At 71.9% G+C, this 16,413-nt stretch carries 18 protein-coding genes; 12 read left to right on the top strand and 6 right to left on the bottom strand.

All coding sequences use genetic code 11. The features are described from left to right. Window positions 1-157: 157 nt before the first annotated feature. The gene (locus tag OG974_RS00530) at window positions 158-655 is read left to right on the top strand and encodes a thymidine kinase (protein ID WP_329314721.1); all 498 of its coding nucleotides are present in this window, start codon (window positions 158-160) and stop codon (window positions 653-655) included. Window positions 656-674: 19 nt separating this feature from the next. On the opposite strand, the gene OG974_RS00535 is transcribed toward OG974_RS00530, so the two are convergent. Continuing rightward, window positions 675-1,475 (bottom strand): VOC family protein, encoded by an 801-nt coding sequence (locus OG974_RS00535; protein ID WP_327278953.1) that lies wholly within the window; start codon window positions 1,473-1,475, stop codon window positions 675-677. A 175-nt stretch (window positions 1,476-1,650) separates the two neighbouring features. On the opposite strand from OG974_RS00535, the gene OG974_RS00540 reads away from it, so the two are divergent. Continuing rightward, window positions 1,651-2,514 (top strand): sulfurtransferase, encoded by an 864-nt coding sequence (locus tag OG974_RS00540; protein ID WP_327278954.1) that lies wholly within the window; start codon window positions 1,651-1,653, stop codon window positions 2,512-2,514. 131 nt (window positions 2,515-2,645) lie between these two features. Here the strand turns inward: OG974_RS00540 and sepH are convergent, their stop codons facing one another. Next, a complete protein-coding gene (gene sepH / locus OG974_RS00545; protein ID WP_327278955.1) occupies window positions 2,646-3,665 on the bottom strand; it encodes a septation protein SepH in 1,020 nt (339 codons plus the stop codon). A gap of 548 nt (window positions 3,666-4,213) precedes the next feature. Between sepH and OG974_RS00550 the strand changes: the two genes are divergently transcribed. Further along, the gene (locus tag OG974_RS00550; protein WP_371645022.1) at window positions 4,214-5,038 is read left to right on the top strand and encodes a hypothetical protein; all 825 of its coding nucleotides are present in this window, start codon (window positions 4,214-4,216) and stop codon (window positions 5,036-5,038) included. Window positions 5,039-5,045: 7 nt separating this feature from the next. On the opposite strand, the gene OG974_RS00555 is transcribed toward OG974_RS00550, so the two are convergent. Together OG974_RS00555 and OG974_RS00560 are read right to left on the bottom strand one after the other, a co-directional pair. Further along, window positions 5,046-6,383 carry a D-arabinono-1,4-lactone oxidase gene (locus tag OG974_RS00555; RefSeq protein ID WP_328764035.1) on the bottom strand — a complete coding sequence of 446 codons (1,338 nt, stop codon included), beginning with the start codon at window positions 6,381-6,383 and terminating at the stop codon, window positions 5,046-5,048. After that, on the bottom strand, window positions 6,325-7,590 hold the full coding sequence (locus tag OG974_RS00560) for an MFS transporter (protein WP_327278958.1): 1,266 nt from the start codon (window positions 7,588-7,590) through the stop codon (window positions 6,325-6,327). The genes OG974_RS00555 and OG974_RS00560 overlap by 59 nt, the downstream gene beginning before the upstream one ends. 187 nt (window positions 7,591-7,777) lie before the next feature. Between OG974_RS00560 and OG974_RS00565 the strand changes: the two genes are divergently transcribed. Both OG974_RS00565 and OG974_RS00570 read left to right on the top strand, forming a co-directional pair. Then, complete coding sequence (locus OG974_RS00565) at window positions 7,778-8,947, top strand: ferrochelatase (protein WP_327278959.1); 1,170 nt, start codon at window positions 7,778-7,780, stop codon at window positions 8,945-8,947. 15 nt (window positions 8,948-8,962) lie between these two features. After that, a complete protein-coding gene (locus tag OG974_RS00570) occupies window positions 8,963-9,763 on the top strand; it encodes an inositol monophosphatase family protein (protein WP_327285818.1) in 801 nt (266 codons plus the stop codon). 87 nt (window positions 9,764-9,850) lie between these two features. Here the strand turns inward: OG974_RS00570 and OG974_RS00575 are convergent, their stop codons facing one another. Beyond that, complete coding sequence (locus tag OG974_RS00575; protein ID WP_327278960.1) at window positions 9,851-10,018, bottom strand: hypothetical protein; 168 nt, start codon at window positions 10,016-10,018, stop codon at window positions 9,851-9,853. A gap of 247 nt (window positions 10,019-10,265) precedes the next feature. On the opposite strand from OG974_RS00575, the gene OG974_RS00580 reads away from it, so the two are divergent. From OG974_RS00580 to OG974_RS00595, 4 genes are all read left to right on the top strand, one after another. Next, complete coding sequence (locus OG974_RS00580) at window positions 10,266-10,919, top strand: response regulator transcription factor (protein ID WP_030036265.1); 654 nt, start codon at window positions 10,266-10,268, stop codon at window positions 10,917-10,919. Window positions 10,920-10,924: 5 nt separating this feature from the next. After that, window positions 10,925-12,169: a HAMP domain-containing sensor histidine kinase gene (locus OG974_RS00585; protein ID WP_327278961.1), complete on the top strand. Its 1,245-nt coding sequence runs from the start codon at window positions 10,925-10,927 to the stop codon at window positions 12,167-12,169. Between the two features lie 384 nt (window positions 12,170-12,553). After that, window positions 12,554-12,850: a DUF4193 domain-containing protein gene (locus OG974_RS00590; protein ID WP_030154344.1), complete on the top strand. Its 297-nt coding sequence runs from the start codon at window positions 12,554-12,556 to the stop codon at window positions 12,848-12,850. A 12-nt stretch (window positions 12,851-12,862) separates the two neighbouring features. Next, window positions 12,863-13,783 carry a hypothetical protein gene (locus tag OG974_RS00595; protein ID WP_328764036.1) on the top strand — a complete coding sequence of 307 codons (921 nt, stop codon included), beginning with the start codon at window positions 12,863-12,865 and terminating at the stop codon, window positions 13,781-13,783. 48 nt (window positions 13,784-13,831) lie between these two features. Here the strand turns inward: OG974_RS00595 and OG974_RS00600 are convergent, their stop codons facing one another. Next, window positions 13,832-14,320: a DUF3093 domain-containing protein gene (locus OG974_RS00600; protein ID WP_328764037.1), complete on the bottom strand. Its 489-nt coding sequence runs from the start codon at window positions 14,318-14,320 to the stop codon at window positions 13,832-13,834. A gap of 58 nt (window positions 14,321-14,378) precedes the next feature. Between OG974_RS00600 and OG974_RS00605 the strand changes: the two genes are divergently transcribed. The 3 genes from OG974_RS00605 to OG974_RS00615 are packed head-to-tail and all read left to right on the top strand — an operon-like array spanning window position 14,379 to window position 16,280. Further along, window positions 14,379-14,963 carry a PaaI family thioesterase gene (locus OG974_RS00605; RefSeq protein ID WP_327278964.1) on the top strand — a complete coding sequence of 195 codons (585 nt, stop codon included), beginning with the start codon at window positions 14,379-14,381 and terminating at the stop codon, window positions 14,961-14,963. Beyond that, entirely contained in the window at window positions 14,963-15,499 is a 537-nt protein-coding gene (dut, locus tag OG974_RS00610; RefSeq protein ID WP_327278965.1) for a dUTP diphosphatase, read from the top strand. The genes OG974_RS00605 and dut overlap by 1 nt, the downstream gene beginning before the upstream one ends. Window position 15,500: 1 nt before the next feature. Further along, window positions 15,501-16,280 carry a DUF3710 domain-containing protein gene (locus tag OG974_RS00615; RefSeq protein WP_030293862.1) on the top strand — a complete coding sequence of 260 codons (780 nt, stop codon included), beginning with the start codon at window positions 15,501-15,503 and terminating at the stop codon, window positions 16,278-16,280. Window positions 16,281-16,413: the final 133 nt, after the last annotated feature.

A 16,413-nucleotide genomic window follows, 5' to 3' on the forward strand; every position in this document is an offset into this window, starting at 1 on the left:
GGTCGAGCTCGTGCGGTCCAGCGGACGGACCGGCAGCTCTGTCGCGAAGGAACTGGGGATCACTGCCAAGTCGGTGCGGCGAGCCGAGGTCACGGTCGGTGGGGGCGGTGACGTAGGGGCGCTCCTTACACATGGTGGATACCCCAGTAAAAGGACGTTGGCGCTCCAGATCGGCCACAACCGGTCGGCGCGGGGCCTGCAGTACGGGTACCTGGTGGGTCAGATGTCGAAGGGCGAAAAGGTCGACTACGTCATCGTGGACGAGGCGCAGTTCCTCGCCCCCGAGCAGATCGACCAACTGGCCCGCATCGTGGACGACCTGGACCTGGACGTCTTCGCGTTCGGCATCACCACGGACTTCCGCACCAAGCTGTTCCCCGGCTCGCAGCGGCTCATCGAACTGGCGGACCGGATCGAGACCCTCCAGGTGGAGGCGATGTGCTGGTGCGGCGCCCGCGCCACCCACAACGCCCGCTCGGTGGGCGGCGAGATGGTCGTGGAGGGCGAGCAGGTCGTCGTCGGCGACGTCAACCGCTCCCCGGAGGAGGTCGGTTACGAGGTGCTGTGCCGCCGCCACCACCGCCGCCGCATGACGAGCGCCGCGGCGCACGCCGCAGCCCTCTCCCCGGACGTCCTCCCGGTCAACCCCGCCTGAGGGGCCGGCCGGGCCGCGGTCAACGGGTGCCGTTCCCGGGACGCGGTTCCACGAGGGCGAACACCGAGCCCTCCGGGTCGGTGACCGTGGCCACCCTGCCGGTCAGCCCCTCGCGGGGCGGCTGGACGACGCGCCCGCCGAGCCGGTGGACCCGGGCCGCGGCCGTGTCGGCGTCCTCGACCTGGAAGTACGTCATCCAGTGAGGGCCGCGGTCATGGGGGAGCGAGCGCCCGACCCCGTGCACCGCGGCGACCGGCCGCCCGTCCAGCAGCAGCGTCACGTAGTCGAAGTCGGCGGGGGCCGTGGCGTGCGTCTCGGCCTCGTGGCCGAAGACGTGCGCGTAGAACTTGCCGACGGTCGACGTGTCCTGCGTGAGGAGCTCGTTCCAGACCGGGGTGCCGGGGACGCCGGACAGCCGGGTCCCGATGTGCTCCTCGGCCTGCCAGATCCCGAAGATCGCGCCCAGCGGGTCGGAACAGATCGCCACGCGTCCTTCGCCGCCCGCGTCCAGCGGGCCCACCGCGACCGTTCCGCCGCACGAACGGATCGTCTCGGCCGTCGAGTCGGCGTCGTCGGTGGCGAAGTACGTGGTCCAGGCCACCGGAAGAAGCCGGTCCGGCGGCATCTCGCCGATTCCGGCCACCTCTTGGCCGTCGAGGAGGGCGCGGACGTACGGGCCGAAGGGCTGGGGGCCCGGCTCGTACTCCCAGCCGAACAGGTCGGTGTAGAAGGCCTCGGTGCTCCCGAGACCGTGCACCATCAGACTGGACCAGCACGGTGTGCCGGGTGGGCGCCGCGTTGCTTCCGGTGCCTCGGTCATGTCAGCCGTCTCCTCCGTCGTCGCTCGTCCCGGACCAGATGCTTCCACTCCAGCGGGTCCGGCGCGCCCCGACCGGCCGGGTTTCGCCGATGCGTGCAGAGATGACCGAATCGGGGCGGCCTGTCGATGTCGGGCTCGTTACGGCGGCCGTCGAGCGGGGAGGAAGATGGGCCGTATGACTGCGAACCCTGCGCATCGCGCGAACTCCGCGATCCTCTCCGCGTCCGAACTGAGGGACGAGCTGGCCGGGCCCCGGCCGCCCGTGCTGCTCGACGTCCGCTGGCAACTGGGCGGGCCGAACCTGCGGTCCGCGTACGAGGCCGGCCACCTGCCGGGGGCGGTGTACGTGGACCTGGACGGCGAACTGGCAGGTCCGCCGGGAGCGGGCGGGCGGCACCCGCTGCCGCACCCGGAGGAGTTCGGGGCGGTGATGCGCAGGGCCGGGGTCTCGATGGACGCTCCCGTGGTCGTGTACGACGGCGGTCTGGGCTGGGGCGCCGCCCGGGCGTGGTGGCTGTTGCGCTGGACGGGTCACACGGACGTGCGAGTACTGGACGGGGGCCTCGCCGCATGGACGGTTTCGGGCGGGTCGCTGTCCGCCGACGCGGTGACGGTGGAAGAGGGCGATTTCAAGCCAAACGCGGGGGCGGTGGGCCTGCTCGACGCGGACGCCGCGGCGGGACTCGCGCGCAGCGGGATCCTGCTGGACGCGCGGGCGGGGGAGCGGTACCGCGGTGAGGTCGAGCCGATCGACCGGGTCGGCGGACACATCCCGGGAGCGGTGTCGGCGCCGACGAGCGAGAACGTGGGCGCGGACGGGCGGTTCCTCGCTGCTGACGCACTGCGGGCGAGGTTCGCGGGGCTGGGCGTTTCGGGCGAAGAGCCGGTGGGGGTGTACTGCGGATCGGGGGTTTCCGGGGCGCACGAGGTGCTCGCGCTGGAGGTGGCGGGTGTTCCGGCGGCCCTGTACGCGGGCAGCTGGTCGGAGTGGTCCTCGGACCCGGCCCGCCCGGTCGCCACGGGCCCGGCTCCCCAGTAGCCCACGGTCCCGGGCGCTCCGCCCCGGACCCGCGCCCCGGTCCCCCCGCCGAGTGCACCGGACGCATGCTGGGGCCGGGCCCCGGGGCCCCGGGGCCCCGGGTTCGCCCGGTGGGGCAGGGCGGGGCGGGACTACTCCTGCTTCTTGCGGCGGGTGCCGAAGACGATTTCGTCCCAGCTGGGGACCGCTGCGCGGCGGCCCGGGCGGACGCCGTCGGCCTCCGCCTGGCGGTCCGTGGTGCCCGTCAGGCGGTCGCGGTGGCCCGCCACCGTGCGCGGCATCAGGACGTCCGCGTACGCGGAGCCCGCGCCCGCGCTCGCCGAGGCGGCCGGGGGCTCCTCCGCCTCCGGTTCCTCCACCGGGGGTTCGGGGCGTTCCGGGACCACCAGGTCGCCGCGGAAGCTCGGTACCGCTTCCAGCAGGCTCGTCAGGGTGTCCCGCTCCTCCTCCGGTTCCGGTGCCGCGTGGTTGGCGGTTCGCTCCAGCTGGCGGTCCAGGGCGCGGTCCAGCGGCCGGTCCCGCGGCAGCCGCGCGATCCTCGGCACGAACGGGAAGCTCGGCTCCGGCGTCGCGGGCAGGTCGTCCGTCTCGCCGATCAGGGAGCGGGCCTCGTCGTCCACGGCCACGACCAGCCGGCGCGGCGGGTCGTACGTCCAGCTCGCCGAGTGCGGTTCGCCCGCGACCCGGTAGACGAGGAGGACCTCCCAGGTGCCGTCGTCGCGGCGCCAGGAGTCCCACTGGACGGATTCCTTGTCGGCCCCGCGCAGCAGCAGCCGCTCCTGCACGGCCTCGCCGAGCTGGGGTCCGGTGTTCTCGCCGGGGCGGCGCACGGGCGTCTTGCGGGCCCGCTCCGCCATGAACGCGCGCTCGGCCAGCACCGGGCCCTCGAAGCGGCGTACGCGGTCGACGGGGATGCCGGCGAGTTGAGCGACCTCCTCAGCGGAGGCGCCGGCCCGTATGCGGGCCTGGATGTCGCGGGGGCGGAGGTGGCTCTCCACCTCGATCTCGATCTGGTTCAGGCGCGCGCGGTCGTTGCGCACGGCAGCCCGCAGCCGCTCGTCGATCGCAAGCGTGTACTCCGTGCTGTCCGCAGCCTTGAGCACCAGTCGTGTGCCGTCATTTGAGACGGCCACGACACGCAGTTCGGGCATGGGGACCTCCCGGGTGGTGCCTGCCGACGTCACGTGCGTCGCTGCTTCCGCTAGTCGAGTGTGGCCTGCCCGGGTGCAGCCTGCCACAACCTTGCCGAGTTCAACCGGCGTGTCGGGCATGCGCCCTTGATCGCCGTTATGGCACGGTTACCTGTTGGGCACACACAGTGACCGAACGATTACTGTGCGCATCAGGAATCCGTGCAATACCGCGGCATCACCGGTCTTGAGTGCCGTTTCTCCATCAGCCGGCCCCCTCTCCCGAGTCCGGACATCCAGAAGGAAGGACGGCCCCAGGGCTCGCCACAGTACTCCATTCGGGCCACCTGGGTGGACCGCCGCGCCGCCGAACTTGTCGTGGGCGGCGGGAGTTGGGCTGCCCCAAATCGGGCCGGACCTGCGACCGCACCTGTTTTCGGGTGTCTTGCTTCACAGAATCCCCAGAAACGGAACCATCTGTTTCGCTCAATGGTCAGTAACTCCTGAGAGCGGTGAAGCGCGAGAGGTCGCGAGAGGTCGCGACGGGCAGCACACACATGGGGATGAGGATGGGTCAGAAGGCCACGCAGGAGGTCGAACCGGCGTTCGGAACGGAGACGAACAAGCTCGATCTGAGCGTGGCCCAGATCGCGGGCTCTTCCCTCGCCACCGTCGCGGCGGCCCTGCTCGCCTCGAAGCTGGGCGTCTACGGGACCATCCTCGGCGCCGGCGTGGTGAGCGTGGTCGCCACCGCGGGCGGCCCCGTCATCCAGCACTTCTTCAAGCGCACCGGCGACCAGCTGCGCGAGAGCGCCCGCCCCGGGGCCCGCCGGGTCCCGCTGTCCGCCGAGGAGGAGGCGCCCGACGGCACCCCGCTGCTCCGCGCGGTTCCGCCGTCCGGGGAGTTCGGCGAGGCCACCGTGCACGGCACCCGCGTACGGGGCTGGAAGCGGACCGCGGTGGCCTCGGTCGCGGCCTTCGCCATCGCGCTCGGCGGCCTCGGTGCGTACGAGGCCTTCTCCGGCACGGCGATCAGCCGGGGCGGCGCAACGATCTGGTCCGGCGGCACGCGCAAGGCGGGCGACGAGCGGCCCGCCGACCCCGGCGATCAGCCCGGCGTCGACGGGAGGCGCGGCGGGAGGACGCCCGGGTCCGGGAGTTCCCCGAGCCCCTCGGGCGAGCACGGCGGCCGGGGCCCGAGCCCCGACGCGTCGGCCGCGGCCTCTCCCGACCCGGGCACCGGGGACTCCGCGAACTCCTCGGACTCCGGAGCGTCGGCGTCGAGTCCGAGTCCACGTCCGCCGACGTCGAGCCCGAAGCCCACCCCCACCTCCACCCCGACGCCCACTCCCACGCCGACCCCGAGCGGAGGAGGGCGGCAGGGCGCGCCGTGAGCGGGGGCTATTCGCCCAGGACCCGCCGCAGGTAGTCGTTGCCGAACAGTCGGTCCGGGTCCAGCCGGTCCCGTAGCGCGGTGAACTCGCCGAAGCGCGGGTAGACCCGGGCGAAGTACTCCGCGTCCCGCGTGTGCACCTTGCCCCAGTGCGGCCGTCCGCCGTGCGTGGTGAAGATCCGCTCGGCGGCCGTGAAGTAGGCCTGGTACGGGGTGCCCTTGTACATGTGCACCGCGATGTACGCGGTGTCCCGCCCCGAGGCCGTGGACAGCGCGATGTCGTCCGCCGGAGCCGTCCGCACCTCCACCGGGAAGCTGATCCGCAGCCCGGAGCGGTCGACCATCGCCTTGAGCTCCCGCAGTGCCTCGACCACCTGCTCGCGCGGGAGCGCGTACTCCATCTCCACGAACCGCACCCGGCGCGGGCTGGTGAACACCTTGTACGGGATGTCCGTGTAGGTGCGCGCGGACAGCGCGCGGCTGGCGACCCGGGCGATGGAGGGGATGGTCGCCGGGACCGCGCGGCCGAGGGAGTTGACGGCCTGGAAGACGCCGTTGGACAGCAGTTCGTCCTCGATCCAGGCGCTCACGGCTCCGGGCGGGGCGGCGGGGCCCTGGCTGCGGTTGTTGCGCTTGGTGTTGCAGTTGCCGGTGTGAGGGAACCAGTAGAACTCGAAGTGCTCGTTCTCCGCGAAGTGCTGGTCGAACTCGGCGGTCACCCGGTCGAAGCCCATGGGCTCCTCACGGGCGGTCAGGAAGAAGATCGGCTCTACGGCGAAGGTGATCGCGGTGACGATGCCGAGGGCGCCGATGCCGATCCGGGCGGCCGCGAAGACCTCCGGATTCTCCTTCTCGGAGCAGGTGAGCAGCCGGCCGTCCGCCGTGACCAGTTCCAGGCCGCGGATCTGGGCGGCTATGGAGGCGGAGTCGCGGCCGGTGCCGTGGGTTCCGGTGCTGGTGGCGCCCGAGACCGTCTGCTCCATGATGTCGCCCATGTTGGTGAGAGACAGGCCCTCGCGGGCCAGGGCCGCGTTGAGGTCCTTGAGCACCGTGCCGGCCGCCACCGTGACGGTGCCGGCGGCCCGGTCGATCTCCTTGATGCCGGCCAGCGCCTGCGGGCGTACGAGCACCCCGTCCGTCGCGGCGGCCGCGGTGAAGGAGTGACCGGTGCCGACGGCCTTCACCCTCAGCCCGTCCCCGGCGGCCCGCCGCACCGCCTCCTGGAGCTCCCCGACCGAGGACGGAGTCACCACCCGGGCGGGTGCTGCCGTGACGTTGCCCGCCCAGTTATGCCACGCGGCCCGTGTCCCCGGCCCGCTCTTGCCTGCTGCTGTCGCCGTCCCCATCGCTAGAGGGCTCCTCCCCTTGCGCCGGCCTCGTCAGCCGGCGGTAACCCGCGAACGCGACCGCCGCCGCGGCGACCCCCGAGGAGATCGAGACGACGTACCCGCGCTGGGCGCCGGCCGCGTCGATGACCAGACCGGTCACGGAGGAGCCGACCGCTACACCGACGGCGAGGCCGGTGGTGATCCAGGTCATGCCCTCGGTGAGCTTCGCGCGCGGTACGTGCGCTTCGATCAGGGCCATCGTGGTGATCATCGTGGGAGCGATGGCGAGGCCCGAGACGAAGAGCGCCACGGCCAGAAACGGAAGGTTCCCGGCCAGTAGGAGGGGGATCATACTCACGGCCATGGCGCAGATGCCCAGTACCCACCTGCGTTCTGTTCTGCCCTTGAGGTGGAGCAGGCCGAAGACGATGCCGGCCAGGCAGGATCCGGCCGCCCAGATGGCCAGGATGTAGCTGGCGGCGGCCTTGTGGCCCTGCTCCTCGGCGAAGGCCAGGGTGGAGACGTCGATGGATCCGAAGATGGCGCCGGTCGCCACGAAGGTGGCCGTCAGCACCTGGAGGCCGGGGGAGCGCAGGGCGGAGGTCCGGTCGCCGTCCTCGCTGCGCGGGTGCGGCGCCGGCTCGGTGGAGCGCTGGGCGGTGAGCAGCCAGACGCCGACGAGCAGACAGACGGCCGCGATCACCGGACCGGCCTCGGGGAACCAGGTGGTGGACAGGCCGATGGCCAGGATCGGGCCGAAGATGAAGCAGACCTCGTCCACCACGGACTCGAAGGAGTACGCGGTGTGCAGTTCGCGCGGGGCGTCGCGGTAGAGCACGGTCCAGCGGGCGCGGACCATCGAGCCGACGCTCGGCACGCAGCCGGCGACGGCCGCGAAGACGAAGAGGGTCCAGTCGGGGAGTCCGTTCGCCGCTGCCAGCACCAGGGCGGTGACGGAGGTGACGGAGATCAGGGTCGCGGGGCGCAGCACCCGCCGCTGCCCGTACTGGTCCACCAGGCGGGACACCTGGGGGCCGACGAAGGCGGCGGCCAGGGCCAGGGTGCCGGTGAGGGCGCTGGCCATCGCGTAGCGCCCGGTGATCTCGGAGATCATCGTGAGGATGCCGACGCCCACCATGGATATCGGCAGCCGGCCTATCAGGCCTGCGGCGCTGAAGGCCTTGGTGCCGGGGGCCGCGAAGATCGCGCGGTAGGGACTGGGCAAGGTCTCTCCGTAAGGGACTTCATTGGCCCGTACAGGTTACGACCGCCGACGAGGCGTCCGCACGGGGAAGGTTCGACACCGATCATCTTTCGAGCAGTGAAAGTTAGGGTCACCTTACCTGTGGTGCGTCCCGGTATGCGGACCGGCCTGTTCTCCCGCGTGCACGCAGGGTGGCAGGATTCGAAACATGTCAGACCAGCTCCGCGCCGCCGCCTCGCCCCCGGCCGAAGGCCTCGCCGCCCCCTACGACGCCCTCCTGCTGCTCTCTTTCGGCGGACCCGAAGGACCCGATGACGTCGTGCCGTTCCTGGAGAACGTCACGCGCGGCCGCGGCATTCCGCGCGAGCGCCTCAAGGAGGTCGGGCAGCACTACTTCGGCTTCGGCGGGGTCAGCCCGATCAACGGGCAGAACCGCGAGCTGCTGGACGCCCTGCGCAAGGACTTCGCGGAGCACGGGCTGGACCTGCCCGTGTACTGGGGCAACCGGAACTGGGCCCCGTACCTCACCGACGTGATGCGGGAGATGGCCGCCGACGGGCGCCGCCGGATCGCGGTGCTCGCGACCAGCGCCTACGCCTCGTACTCGGGCTGCCGCCAGTACCGCGAGAACCTCGCGGACGCGCTCGCGGCGCTGGAGGGGGAGGGCGTCGCCGAGCTGCCGCAGGTGGACAAGCTGCGGCACTACTTCAACCACCCCGGCTTCGTGCAGCCCATGATCGACGGGGTGCTCGCCGCGCTGGAGTCGCTGCCTGCGCAGGTGCGCGCCGGCGCTCACCTGGCCTTCACCACGCATTCGATCCCCACCGCGGCCGCGGACACGTCCGGCCCGGTCGGGGAGCACACCGCCGACGGCGAGGGCGGCGCGTACGTCAAGCAGCACCTGGACGTCGCGCAGGTGATCGCGGACGCGGTACGGGCCGAGACGGGCACGGAACTGCCCTGGGAGCTCGTCTACCAGTCGCGCAGCGGCGCCCCGCACATCCCCTGGCTGGAGCCGGACATCTGCGACCACCTGGAGGCGCTGCACGGCGCCGGGGCGCCCGCGGTGGTGATGGTGCCGATCGGGTTCGTCTCGGACCACATGGAGGTCCTGTACGACCTCGACACCGAAGCGACCGCGAAGGCCGCGGAATTGGGTCTGCCGGTCGCCCGGTCGGCGACGGTCGGCGCCGACCCGCGGTTCGCGGCCGCGGTCCGGGAACTGGTGCTGGAGCGCGCCGCCGCGGAGCGGGGCGAGCCGGCGCAGCGCTGCGCGCTGGGCCTGCTCGGGCCCAGCCACGACCTGTGCGCGGTGGGCTGCTGCCCGGCGCGCGCGCCCCGGCCCGCGGCCGCGGGCGCCGACAGCCCGTACGCCTAGGAAGGGCGGACCGTGATCTCCGAAGAGCTGAAGGCCGAACTGCTGGACGTGGGTCTGGACGCCGCCCGGCAGGCCGGTGAGCTGCTGCGGGACGGACGCCCGGCCGATCTCGCGGTCGCGGCGACGAAGAGCAGCCCGATCGACGTGGTGACCGAGATGGACATCGCGGCGGAGAAGCTGATCACCGCCGTCCTCGCGCGGCGGCGACCCGAGGACGGGCTGCTGGGCGAGGAGGGCGCGGACAGCCCCGGGACCAGCGGGGTGCGCTGGGTCGTGGACCCGCTCGACGGCACCGTCAACTACCTGTACGGGCTGCCGAGCTGGAGCGTGTCGATCGCCGCCGAGTACGAGGGCGAGACCGTGGTCGGGATCGTGGCGGCCCCGATGCGGCGCGAGACGTACCACGCGGTGCTCGGGGGCGGGGCCTGGCTGGCCGGGGTCCGCCTGGCGTGCCGGGCGGCCGCGCCGCTCGACCAGGCGCTGGTCGGGACGGGGTTCGCGTACCTCCAGGCGCGCAAGGAGCAGCAGGCGGTCGTCGCGCAGCGGGTGATCCCCAAGGTGCGCGACATCCGGCGCGGCGGATCGGCGGCGCTGGACCTCAGCGACGTGGCCGCCGGCCGGCTGGACGCGTACTACGAGCGCGGGCTCAACCCCTGGGACCTGGCCGCGGGCGAGCTGATCGCGCGGGAGGCCGGGGCGCACACGGGCGGGCGGCCGGGGCGGCCGGCCTCGGGAGAGCTGGCGCTCGCCGCCACCCCTGCGGTGTTCGCCTCGCTCCAGCCGCTGCTGGACGAGGCCGGGGCCTGGCACGACTGACGGGCCGTGACACGCCCCCGGCGGGGCCCGGCATGAGGGAACCCCGGCTGCCGCGTGCGGCCGCCGGGGTTCGGGCTGGAGTAGAGGTCAGCAGGCGGAGACGGCGACGCCGTGTTCGGCGGCGAGGCGCTGGAGATCTTCCAGTTCCGCCTGCTCCACTTCCACGAGGAAGTCGTCGCCCGTCTCACGGGCCTGCTTGAGGTCCGTCTGCGTGGCCCGGATGCGCTGCAGAAGACCCGCGGTGAATGCGTCCATGGTGGGTTCGCCCCCTCTTCGTGGGTCGACGGCGGCACGTGGCAGTCCGCCGTCAGGGAGTGGTTGGGGTGTGGTGTCGTCCTCCCCGGCACCCTGGGCCCAGAAACCTCGCGAGGCGAGGGAATCCTCACTTCCGGCCCCCCGCAGGCCCCTGAGCGGCGCCTTACAGCCGGTTTACGGCTGAAACGGGCAGGATGGACGACGCAATACACACGTGTGCCCTCAGGGCTCTATGGAAGGAAACGACGTGCGCGTACTCGTCGTCGAGGACGAGCAGCTGCTCGCCGATGCGGTGGCCACCGGGCTGCGCCGGGAGGCCATGGCCGTGGACGTCGTGTACGACGGCGCCGCGGCGCTGGAGCGCGTCGGGGTGAACGACTACGACGTGGTCGTGCTCGACCGGGACCTCCCCCTCGTGCACGGCGACGACGTCTGCCGGAAGATCGTCGAGCTCGGCATGCCCACCCGCGTGCTGATGCTGACGGCGTCGGGCGATGTGAGCGACCGGGTGGAGGGCCTGGAGCTGGGTGCGGACGACTACCTGCCCAAGCCCTTCGCGTTCACCGAGCTGACCGCCCGCGTGCGCGCCCTGGGGCGGCGCACCACGGTCGCGCTGCCCCCCGTACTGGAGCGGGCCGGCATCAAGCTGGACCCGAACCGGCGCGAGGTGTTCCGCGAGGGCAGAGAGGTCCAGCTGGCACCGAAGGAGTTCGCGGTGCTGGAAGTTCTCATGCGGAGCGAGGGCACCGTCGTCTCCGCCGAGCAGCTGCTGGAGAAGGCATGGGACGAGAACACCGACCCCTTCACGAACGTGGTGCGGGTGACGGTCATGACCCTGCGGCGCAAGCTCGGGGAGCCGCCGGTCATCGTGACCGTGCCCGGCTCCGGCTACCGGATCTGACGCGGGTGGCGGCGACCCCGGCACCACCCACGGTGCCGCCGAGACCGACCTGGGACCCCGGCCAGCCCGAGGGTCCCTTCCCTTGGCTGCGGCCGACCATCCGCATACGCCTCACGCTGCTGTACGGCGGTATGTTCTTGATCGCCGGCATCCTGCTGCTGTCGATCATCTACCTGCTGGCGGCGCAGGCGCTGCGGGAGGGCAACGGGCTACCGTTCAAGATTGCGGGCGGCACGGACATCCAGGTCACCAGCACCTGCCCCGGCGTGATCGGACGGGGCCAGACGCCCGACCAGTTCAACGCCGCGATCAACACCTGCATCCTGGAGCAGCGCAGGCACGCGCTGGACGATCTGCTCAGCCGCTCCCTGATGGCCCTGCTCGGCCTCAGCATCATCGCCTTCGCCTTCGGCTACGCGATGGCCGGCCGGGTGCTCTCGCCGCTCGGCAAGATCACCCGGACCGCCCGCCGGGTGGTCGGCTCCGACCTGACCCGGCGGATCGAGCTGGACGGGCCGGACGACGAGCTGAAGGAGCTCGCCGACACCTTCGACGAGATGCTCGACCGGCTGGAGCGGGCCTTCACGGCCCAGCAACGGTTCGTCGCGAACGCCTCGCACGAGCTGCGCACCCCGTTGGCGATCAACCGGACGCTGCTGGAGGTGCACCTGTCGGATCCGGGTGCGCCGGTCGAGCTCCAGCAGCTCGGCAAGACGCTGCTGGCCACCAACGAGCGCAGCGAGCAGTTGGTCGAGGGCCTGCTGCTGCTGGCCCGAAGCGACAACCAGATAGTCGAGCGCAAGCCCGTGGACCTCGCGGAGGTGGCCTCGCGGGCCATCGACCAGGCGCGCGGGGAGGCCGCGGCGAAGGGCGTGGAGATCCGCGGCGAGCGGGCCGTGGCCGTGGTCCAGGGCAACGGCGTCCTGTTGGAGCGGATCGCCCTCAACCTGGTGCAGAACGCCGTCCGGTACAACGTGCCGGAGGACGGCTGGGTGGAGGTCACCACCGAGTCCCAGCACGGGCAGGCGATCCTCGTCGTATCGAACACGGGTCCCGTGGTTCCCGCGTACGAGGTGGACAACCTCTTCGAGCCCTTCAGGCGGCTGCGTACGGAGCGAACGGGCAGCGACAAGGGTGTCGGGCTCGGCCTGTCGATCGCGCGCTCCGTGGCCCGCGCACACGGCGGCCGGATCTCCGCTACGCCGCGCGAGGGTGGTGGCCTCGTGATGCGTGTCACTTTGCCCCTGTGAGTCCCTTCACCCGCTGTTCGCTGTTGGCTGAAAATGCGAGGGGCGGAGGATGAGGGGGTTGTGTGATCGATCACATTGGCGAGTGTTGGGCCATGTGCGTTCAGTGACCCCAAAAGAGGCCGGAAAGCCCGGGAAGTCCGGGTTTCCCGCCCCTCGAACGGCGGGAAATACACGGGGTGGCGTTTGTGCAAGACGGCCCCCGGACCGTGTACGGTCCCGGTCGTCATCCCAGCCAATCGCTCCTTCAGGTGGGCGGCTGGGTGTCGATTGAGTAACAGACCTTGATGTGAGGCAAAATCTCCGCCTCAGGTCGGGCACAAGTCCGGCCTCTCGCGCGTTACGTGCGCTGAGACACCGCTAAATCCCAGAGGGGGAGAGCGAAAAATGGCAACGGACTACGACACCCCACGCAAGACCGACGACGACGTCGACAACGACAGCATTGAAGAGCTGAAGGCCCGGCGCAACGAGAAGTCTTCTTCGAGCGTCGATGTCGACGACTTCGACGCGGCGGAGGGCATGGAGCTCCCCGGCGCGGACCTCTCCAACGAGGAACTGGCCGTCCGAGTGCTGCCCAAGCAGGCCGATGAGTTCACCTGCATGAGCTGCTTCCTGGTGCACCACCGCAGCCAGCTGGCGCGCGAGAAGAACGGTCAGCCGATCTGCCGCGACTGCGACTGAGAGGCGTCGGCCGTGACCGGCTCGACACCGTTTCGGAAGCGGCGCTTTCGAAAAGCTGGTGATCCGGCGGAGGCGCAGGCGGGAATCACGGGCCCGGAAACGGGCCCAGAAGCCCCCGGCGTACCCGCCGTGTCCTCCGGCACCGCCGAGGCGGTGCCGACGGCCGCAGAGTCCGACGAGGCGGCCCGGCGCAGGTCCGGGGCTCGTCGGCTGCAAGCCGTCAAGAGTGGTGTGCGCAAGGGCGGCGAATATGTCAGGGCCGCCGTCCTGCACATCGCGGACCGCATTATCGAGAACGCACCGCGCGTTCCGGTTCGGGACCTCGCGACCCTGCGCGCGCAGTTCCCGGGCCTCGGTCCCGATCAGCTCGCCGACAAGCTGATCGCGGGCGCCGCGTACAGCAGCTCGACGGTGGGCGCGGGCGTCGGAGCCGCGGCCATGATGCCGGTGCCGCCCGCGATGCCCGCCGAACTGGCCGCGGAGATCACCGGGGTCGCGCTGATCGAGCTGAAGCTCGTCGCGGAGCTCCACGAGGTGTACGGCCAGCGGCCCGCCGGGAACGTCAAGGAGCGCAGCCTCGCCTACCTGGCCGCGTGGACGCAGCAGCGCGGGGTGGACCTGACGAAGCCGACGACGCTGAACATCGCGCTCGGCGGTCAGATGAAGCGCGAACTGCGCCAACAGATCACGAAGCGGACGTTCCGCAACCTGCCGAACCTGCTGCCGTTCATGGTCGGCGCGACCGTCGGGGCGGTCATGAACCACCGCGACACCCGCAAACTCGCCGAGAAGGTCCGTGCCGACCTGCGGAGCCGGGCCGTGGCGTGGGACTCGCTGCCGGAGCTTCCGCCCCTTGAGCAGCCCTCCCAGCCCCTTCCCGGGCCCATCAGGGCCGCACTCGAAGGCCCGGCCGGCGACTGGCCCCCCGCCTGAGCCCCGACCCGACCGGGCCGGCGCCCCCGGTCCGCGGCCCGCGGCTGATCAGCCCCGTGCCCCTGATGTTCCCGGTGCCCCCGGTGCCTTGGCCGACCGGATCGCCTTGACCAGCGCCTGCGGCTCCCGGGTGGAGACGTACGCGTACGGCGTCGGGTCCTGCGGATCGGTGATCGGGATCCGCACCGCCGTCGGGACGTAGCTGCGCAACAGCATGAAGGCGCGGGTGTCCGCCTTGTACGTGCGCCAGGCGCGCGCCTCCTCCGCGTCCAGCACCTCGGGCTCGCCCAGCACCGCCACCGGGATCCGCGCATCACCGGCCGCCAGCGCACCGCCCACCACGCGCACGCGAGCGGACCCGTACGAACTCACCAGCATCCCGGCCAGCGCGGTGCCCCCGAACAGCCCGGTCAGCAGCGGCAGCGTCCCCAGTGGCAGCAGCATCAGCGCGCACGCGAGGCCGATCAGTACGGCGATGGCCCACCAGGAGCGGGGGGCGGTCAAACGTTCGTCGTGGTGCGCGGGGGAGAGCTGCATGGCGTCAAGCCTGCCACGGGGCGACCGCCGGGTGGCGGCGCGGGTAAGGTCTGCGCCTGTGAGTGGACGAAACACAGCGTTGACGCCTCCGGCCGATGCCGCCGCGCCGGTCAGGCACCCCGACGCCCCGGCACCCGGCGAGCTGCTCGGTGCGCACTACGAGCACTGCTTCGGCTGCGGCGGGGGCCAGCCCCACGGACTCCACCTGGAGGCCCGCGCGGGCGAGGGCGTGCGCGTCACCGCCGAGTTCACCGTCAAGCCCGCTCATCAGGGTGCTCCCGGTCTCGCCCACGGCGGGGTGCTCGCCACCGCGCTCGACGAGACGCTGGGCTCCCTGAACTGGCTGCTGCGCGTCATCGCGGTCACGGGACGGCTGGAGACCGACTTCGCGCGGCCGGTGCCCGTCGGCACCGTGCTGCACCTGGAGGCCGAGGTCACCGCCGTCGCCGGGCGCAAGATCTACTCCACCGCGGTCGGCCGGATAGGCGGGCCCGAGGGCCCCGTCGCCGTGCGCGCGGACGCGCTCTTCATCGAGGTGAAGGTCGACCACTTCATCGACAACGGTCGGCCCGAGGAGATCCGGGCGGCGATGTCCGACCCGGACCAGGTCAGGCGCGCACGCGCCTTCGAGGTGAACCCCTGATGTCTGAGAACAACCACGCCCCGGTCGACGTGCTGATCAAGCGGGTCGACCCCGAGGTGCCCCTGCCCGCCTACGGCCACCCCGGCGACGCCGGCTGCGATCTGGTGACCACCGAGGCGGCCGTGCTGGAGCCCGGCGAACGCGCCGTACTGCCCACGGGCGTGTCCATCGCCCTGCCCGACGGGTACGCGGCGTTCGTGCACCCGCGCTCGGGGCTGGCCGCCCGCTGCGGGCTCGCGCTCGTGAATGCCCCGGGGACGGTGGATGCCGGGTACCGTGGGGAGATCAAGGTGATCGTGGTCAATCTCGACCCGCGCGAGAGCGTCCGGTTCGAGCGCTTCGACCGCATTGCCCAGCTGGTTGTCCAGAGGGTCGAGAAGGTGCGCTTCCACGAGGTGGCGGAACTTCCCGGCTCGGCGCGGGCCGAGGGGGGTTTCGGCTCCACCGGCGGTCATGCGGCCGTGGCCGGATCCGGCGCTGGTCAGCAGGGTGGGAATGGCTACGCTTCGGTCGTATCCGACCGGGAAGGACAGTGACGTGTTCGGACGTCGCAAGAAGAACGACTCCGCCAAGGACGGCGGCGCGGCCGAGCAGGTCGTGGACGGCGTGGCTGCCGATGAGCAGGACGGCGGCGAGGAGCAGGACTCCGCGCCCCGCAGGGTGAACCTGCCGCCGGCCCCGCGGCCCGACGGCCCCTGGGACGTCTCCGAGGTGCCCGGTGCACCCGAGGAGGGTCGCGTCGACCTGGGCGGCATTCTCGTACCGGGTGTCGAGGGCATGGAGCTGCGCGTCGAGGTCGCCGGCGACGCGATCGTCGCCGCGACGGTCGTCCTCGGCGACAGCGCCGTACAGCTGCAGGCCTTCGCGGCGCCCAAGAAGGAAGGCATCTGGGGCGAGGTCCGCGAGGAGATCGCCACGGGCATCACCCAGCAGGGCGGCATCATCGACGAGGTCGAGGGTCCGCTGGGCTGGGAGCTGCGCGCCCAGGTGCCCGTTCCGATGCCCGACGGCCAGACCGGCGCCCAGCTGGTCCGCTTCGTCGGCGTCGACGGCCCGCGCTGGTTCCTGCGCGGCGTCATCTCCGGCCAGGGCGCGGTGCGCCCCGAGTCGGCGGGCGTGCTGGAGCAGATCTTCCGGGAGACCGTCATCGTGCGCGGCGACGGTCCGATGGCTCCGCGCGACCCGATCGTGCTGAAGCTGCCGAACGACGCCCAGATGGTGCCGGACGGCGTGCAGACCGAGGACCAGGAGGGCTCCCGCTTCTCCGGCGGCATGGGCCAGCTGGAGCAGGGTCCGACGATCACCGAGGTCCGCTGACCCGGCGGCTCCCCGGCGACGACCGTTTCCGGCCGCGGGCCGTACTCCTTCGGGGGTACGGCCCGCTGTCGTACCCGAGGGGTGTCAGAAATCCGTCAGGGATGGGCGCACGCCCCGCAAAAGGTGCGTGATC

This window comes from Streptomyces sp. NBC_00597 (assembly GCF_041431095.1).
Lineage (GTDB): Bacteria > Actinomycetota > Actinomycetes > Streptomycetales > Streptomycetaceae > Streptomyces.

Bases quoted from the DNA above. Each gene is read 5' to 3' on its own strand.
- OG974_RS00535 (WP_327278953.1), bottom strand. From the start codon at position 1,475: ATGACCGAGGCACCGGAAGCAACGCGGCGCCCACCCGGCACACCGTGC.
- OG974_RS00540 (WP_327278954.1), top strand. From the start codon at position 1,651: ATGACTGCGAACCCTGCGCATCGCGCGAACTCCGCGATCCTCTCCGCG.
- sepH (WP_327278955.1), bottom strand. From the start codon at position 3,665: ATGCCCGAACTGCGTGTCGTGGCCGTCTCAAATGACGGCACACGACTG.
- OG974_RS00550 (WP_371645022.1), top strand. From the start codon at position 4,214: ATGGGTCAGAAGGCCACGCAGGAGGTCGAACCGGCGTTCGGAACGGAG.
- OG974_RS00555 (WP_328764035.1), bottom strand. From the start codon at position 6,383: ATGGGGACGGCGACAGCAGCAGGCAAGAGCGGGCCGGGGACACGGGCC.
- OG974_RS00565 (WP_327278959.1), top strand. From the start codon at position 7,778: ATGTCAGACCAGCTCCGCGCCGCCGCCTCGCCCCCGGCCGAAGGCCTC.
- OG974_RS00575 (WP_327278960.1), bottom strand. From the start codon at position 10,018: ATGGACGCATTCACCGCGGGTCTTCTGCAGCGCATCCGGGCCACGCAG.
- OG974_RS00590 (WP_030154344.1), top strand. From the start codon at position 12,554: ATGGCAACGGACTACGACACCCCACGCAAGACCGACGACGACGTCGAC.
- OG974_RS00600 (WP_328764037.1), bottom strand. From the start codon at position 14,320: ATGCAGCTCTCCCCCGCGCACCACGACGAACGTTTGACCGCCCCCCGC.
- dut (WP_327278965.1), top strand. From the start codon at position 14,963: ATGTCTGAGAACAACCACGCCCCGGTCGACGTGCTGATCAAGCGGGTC.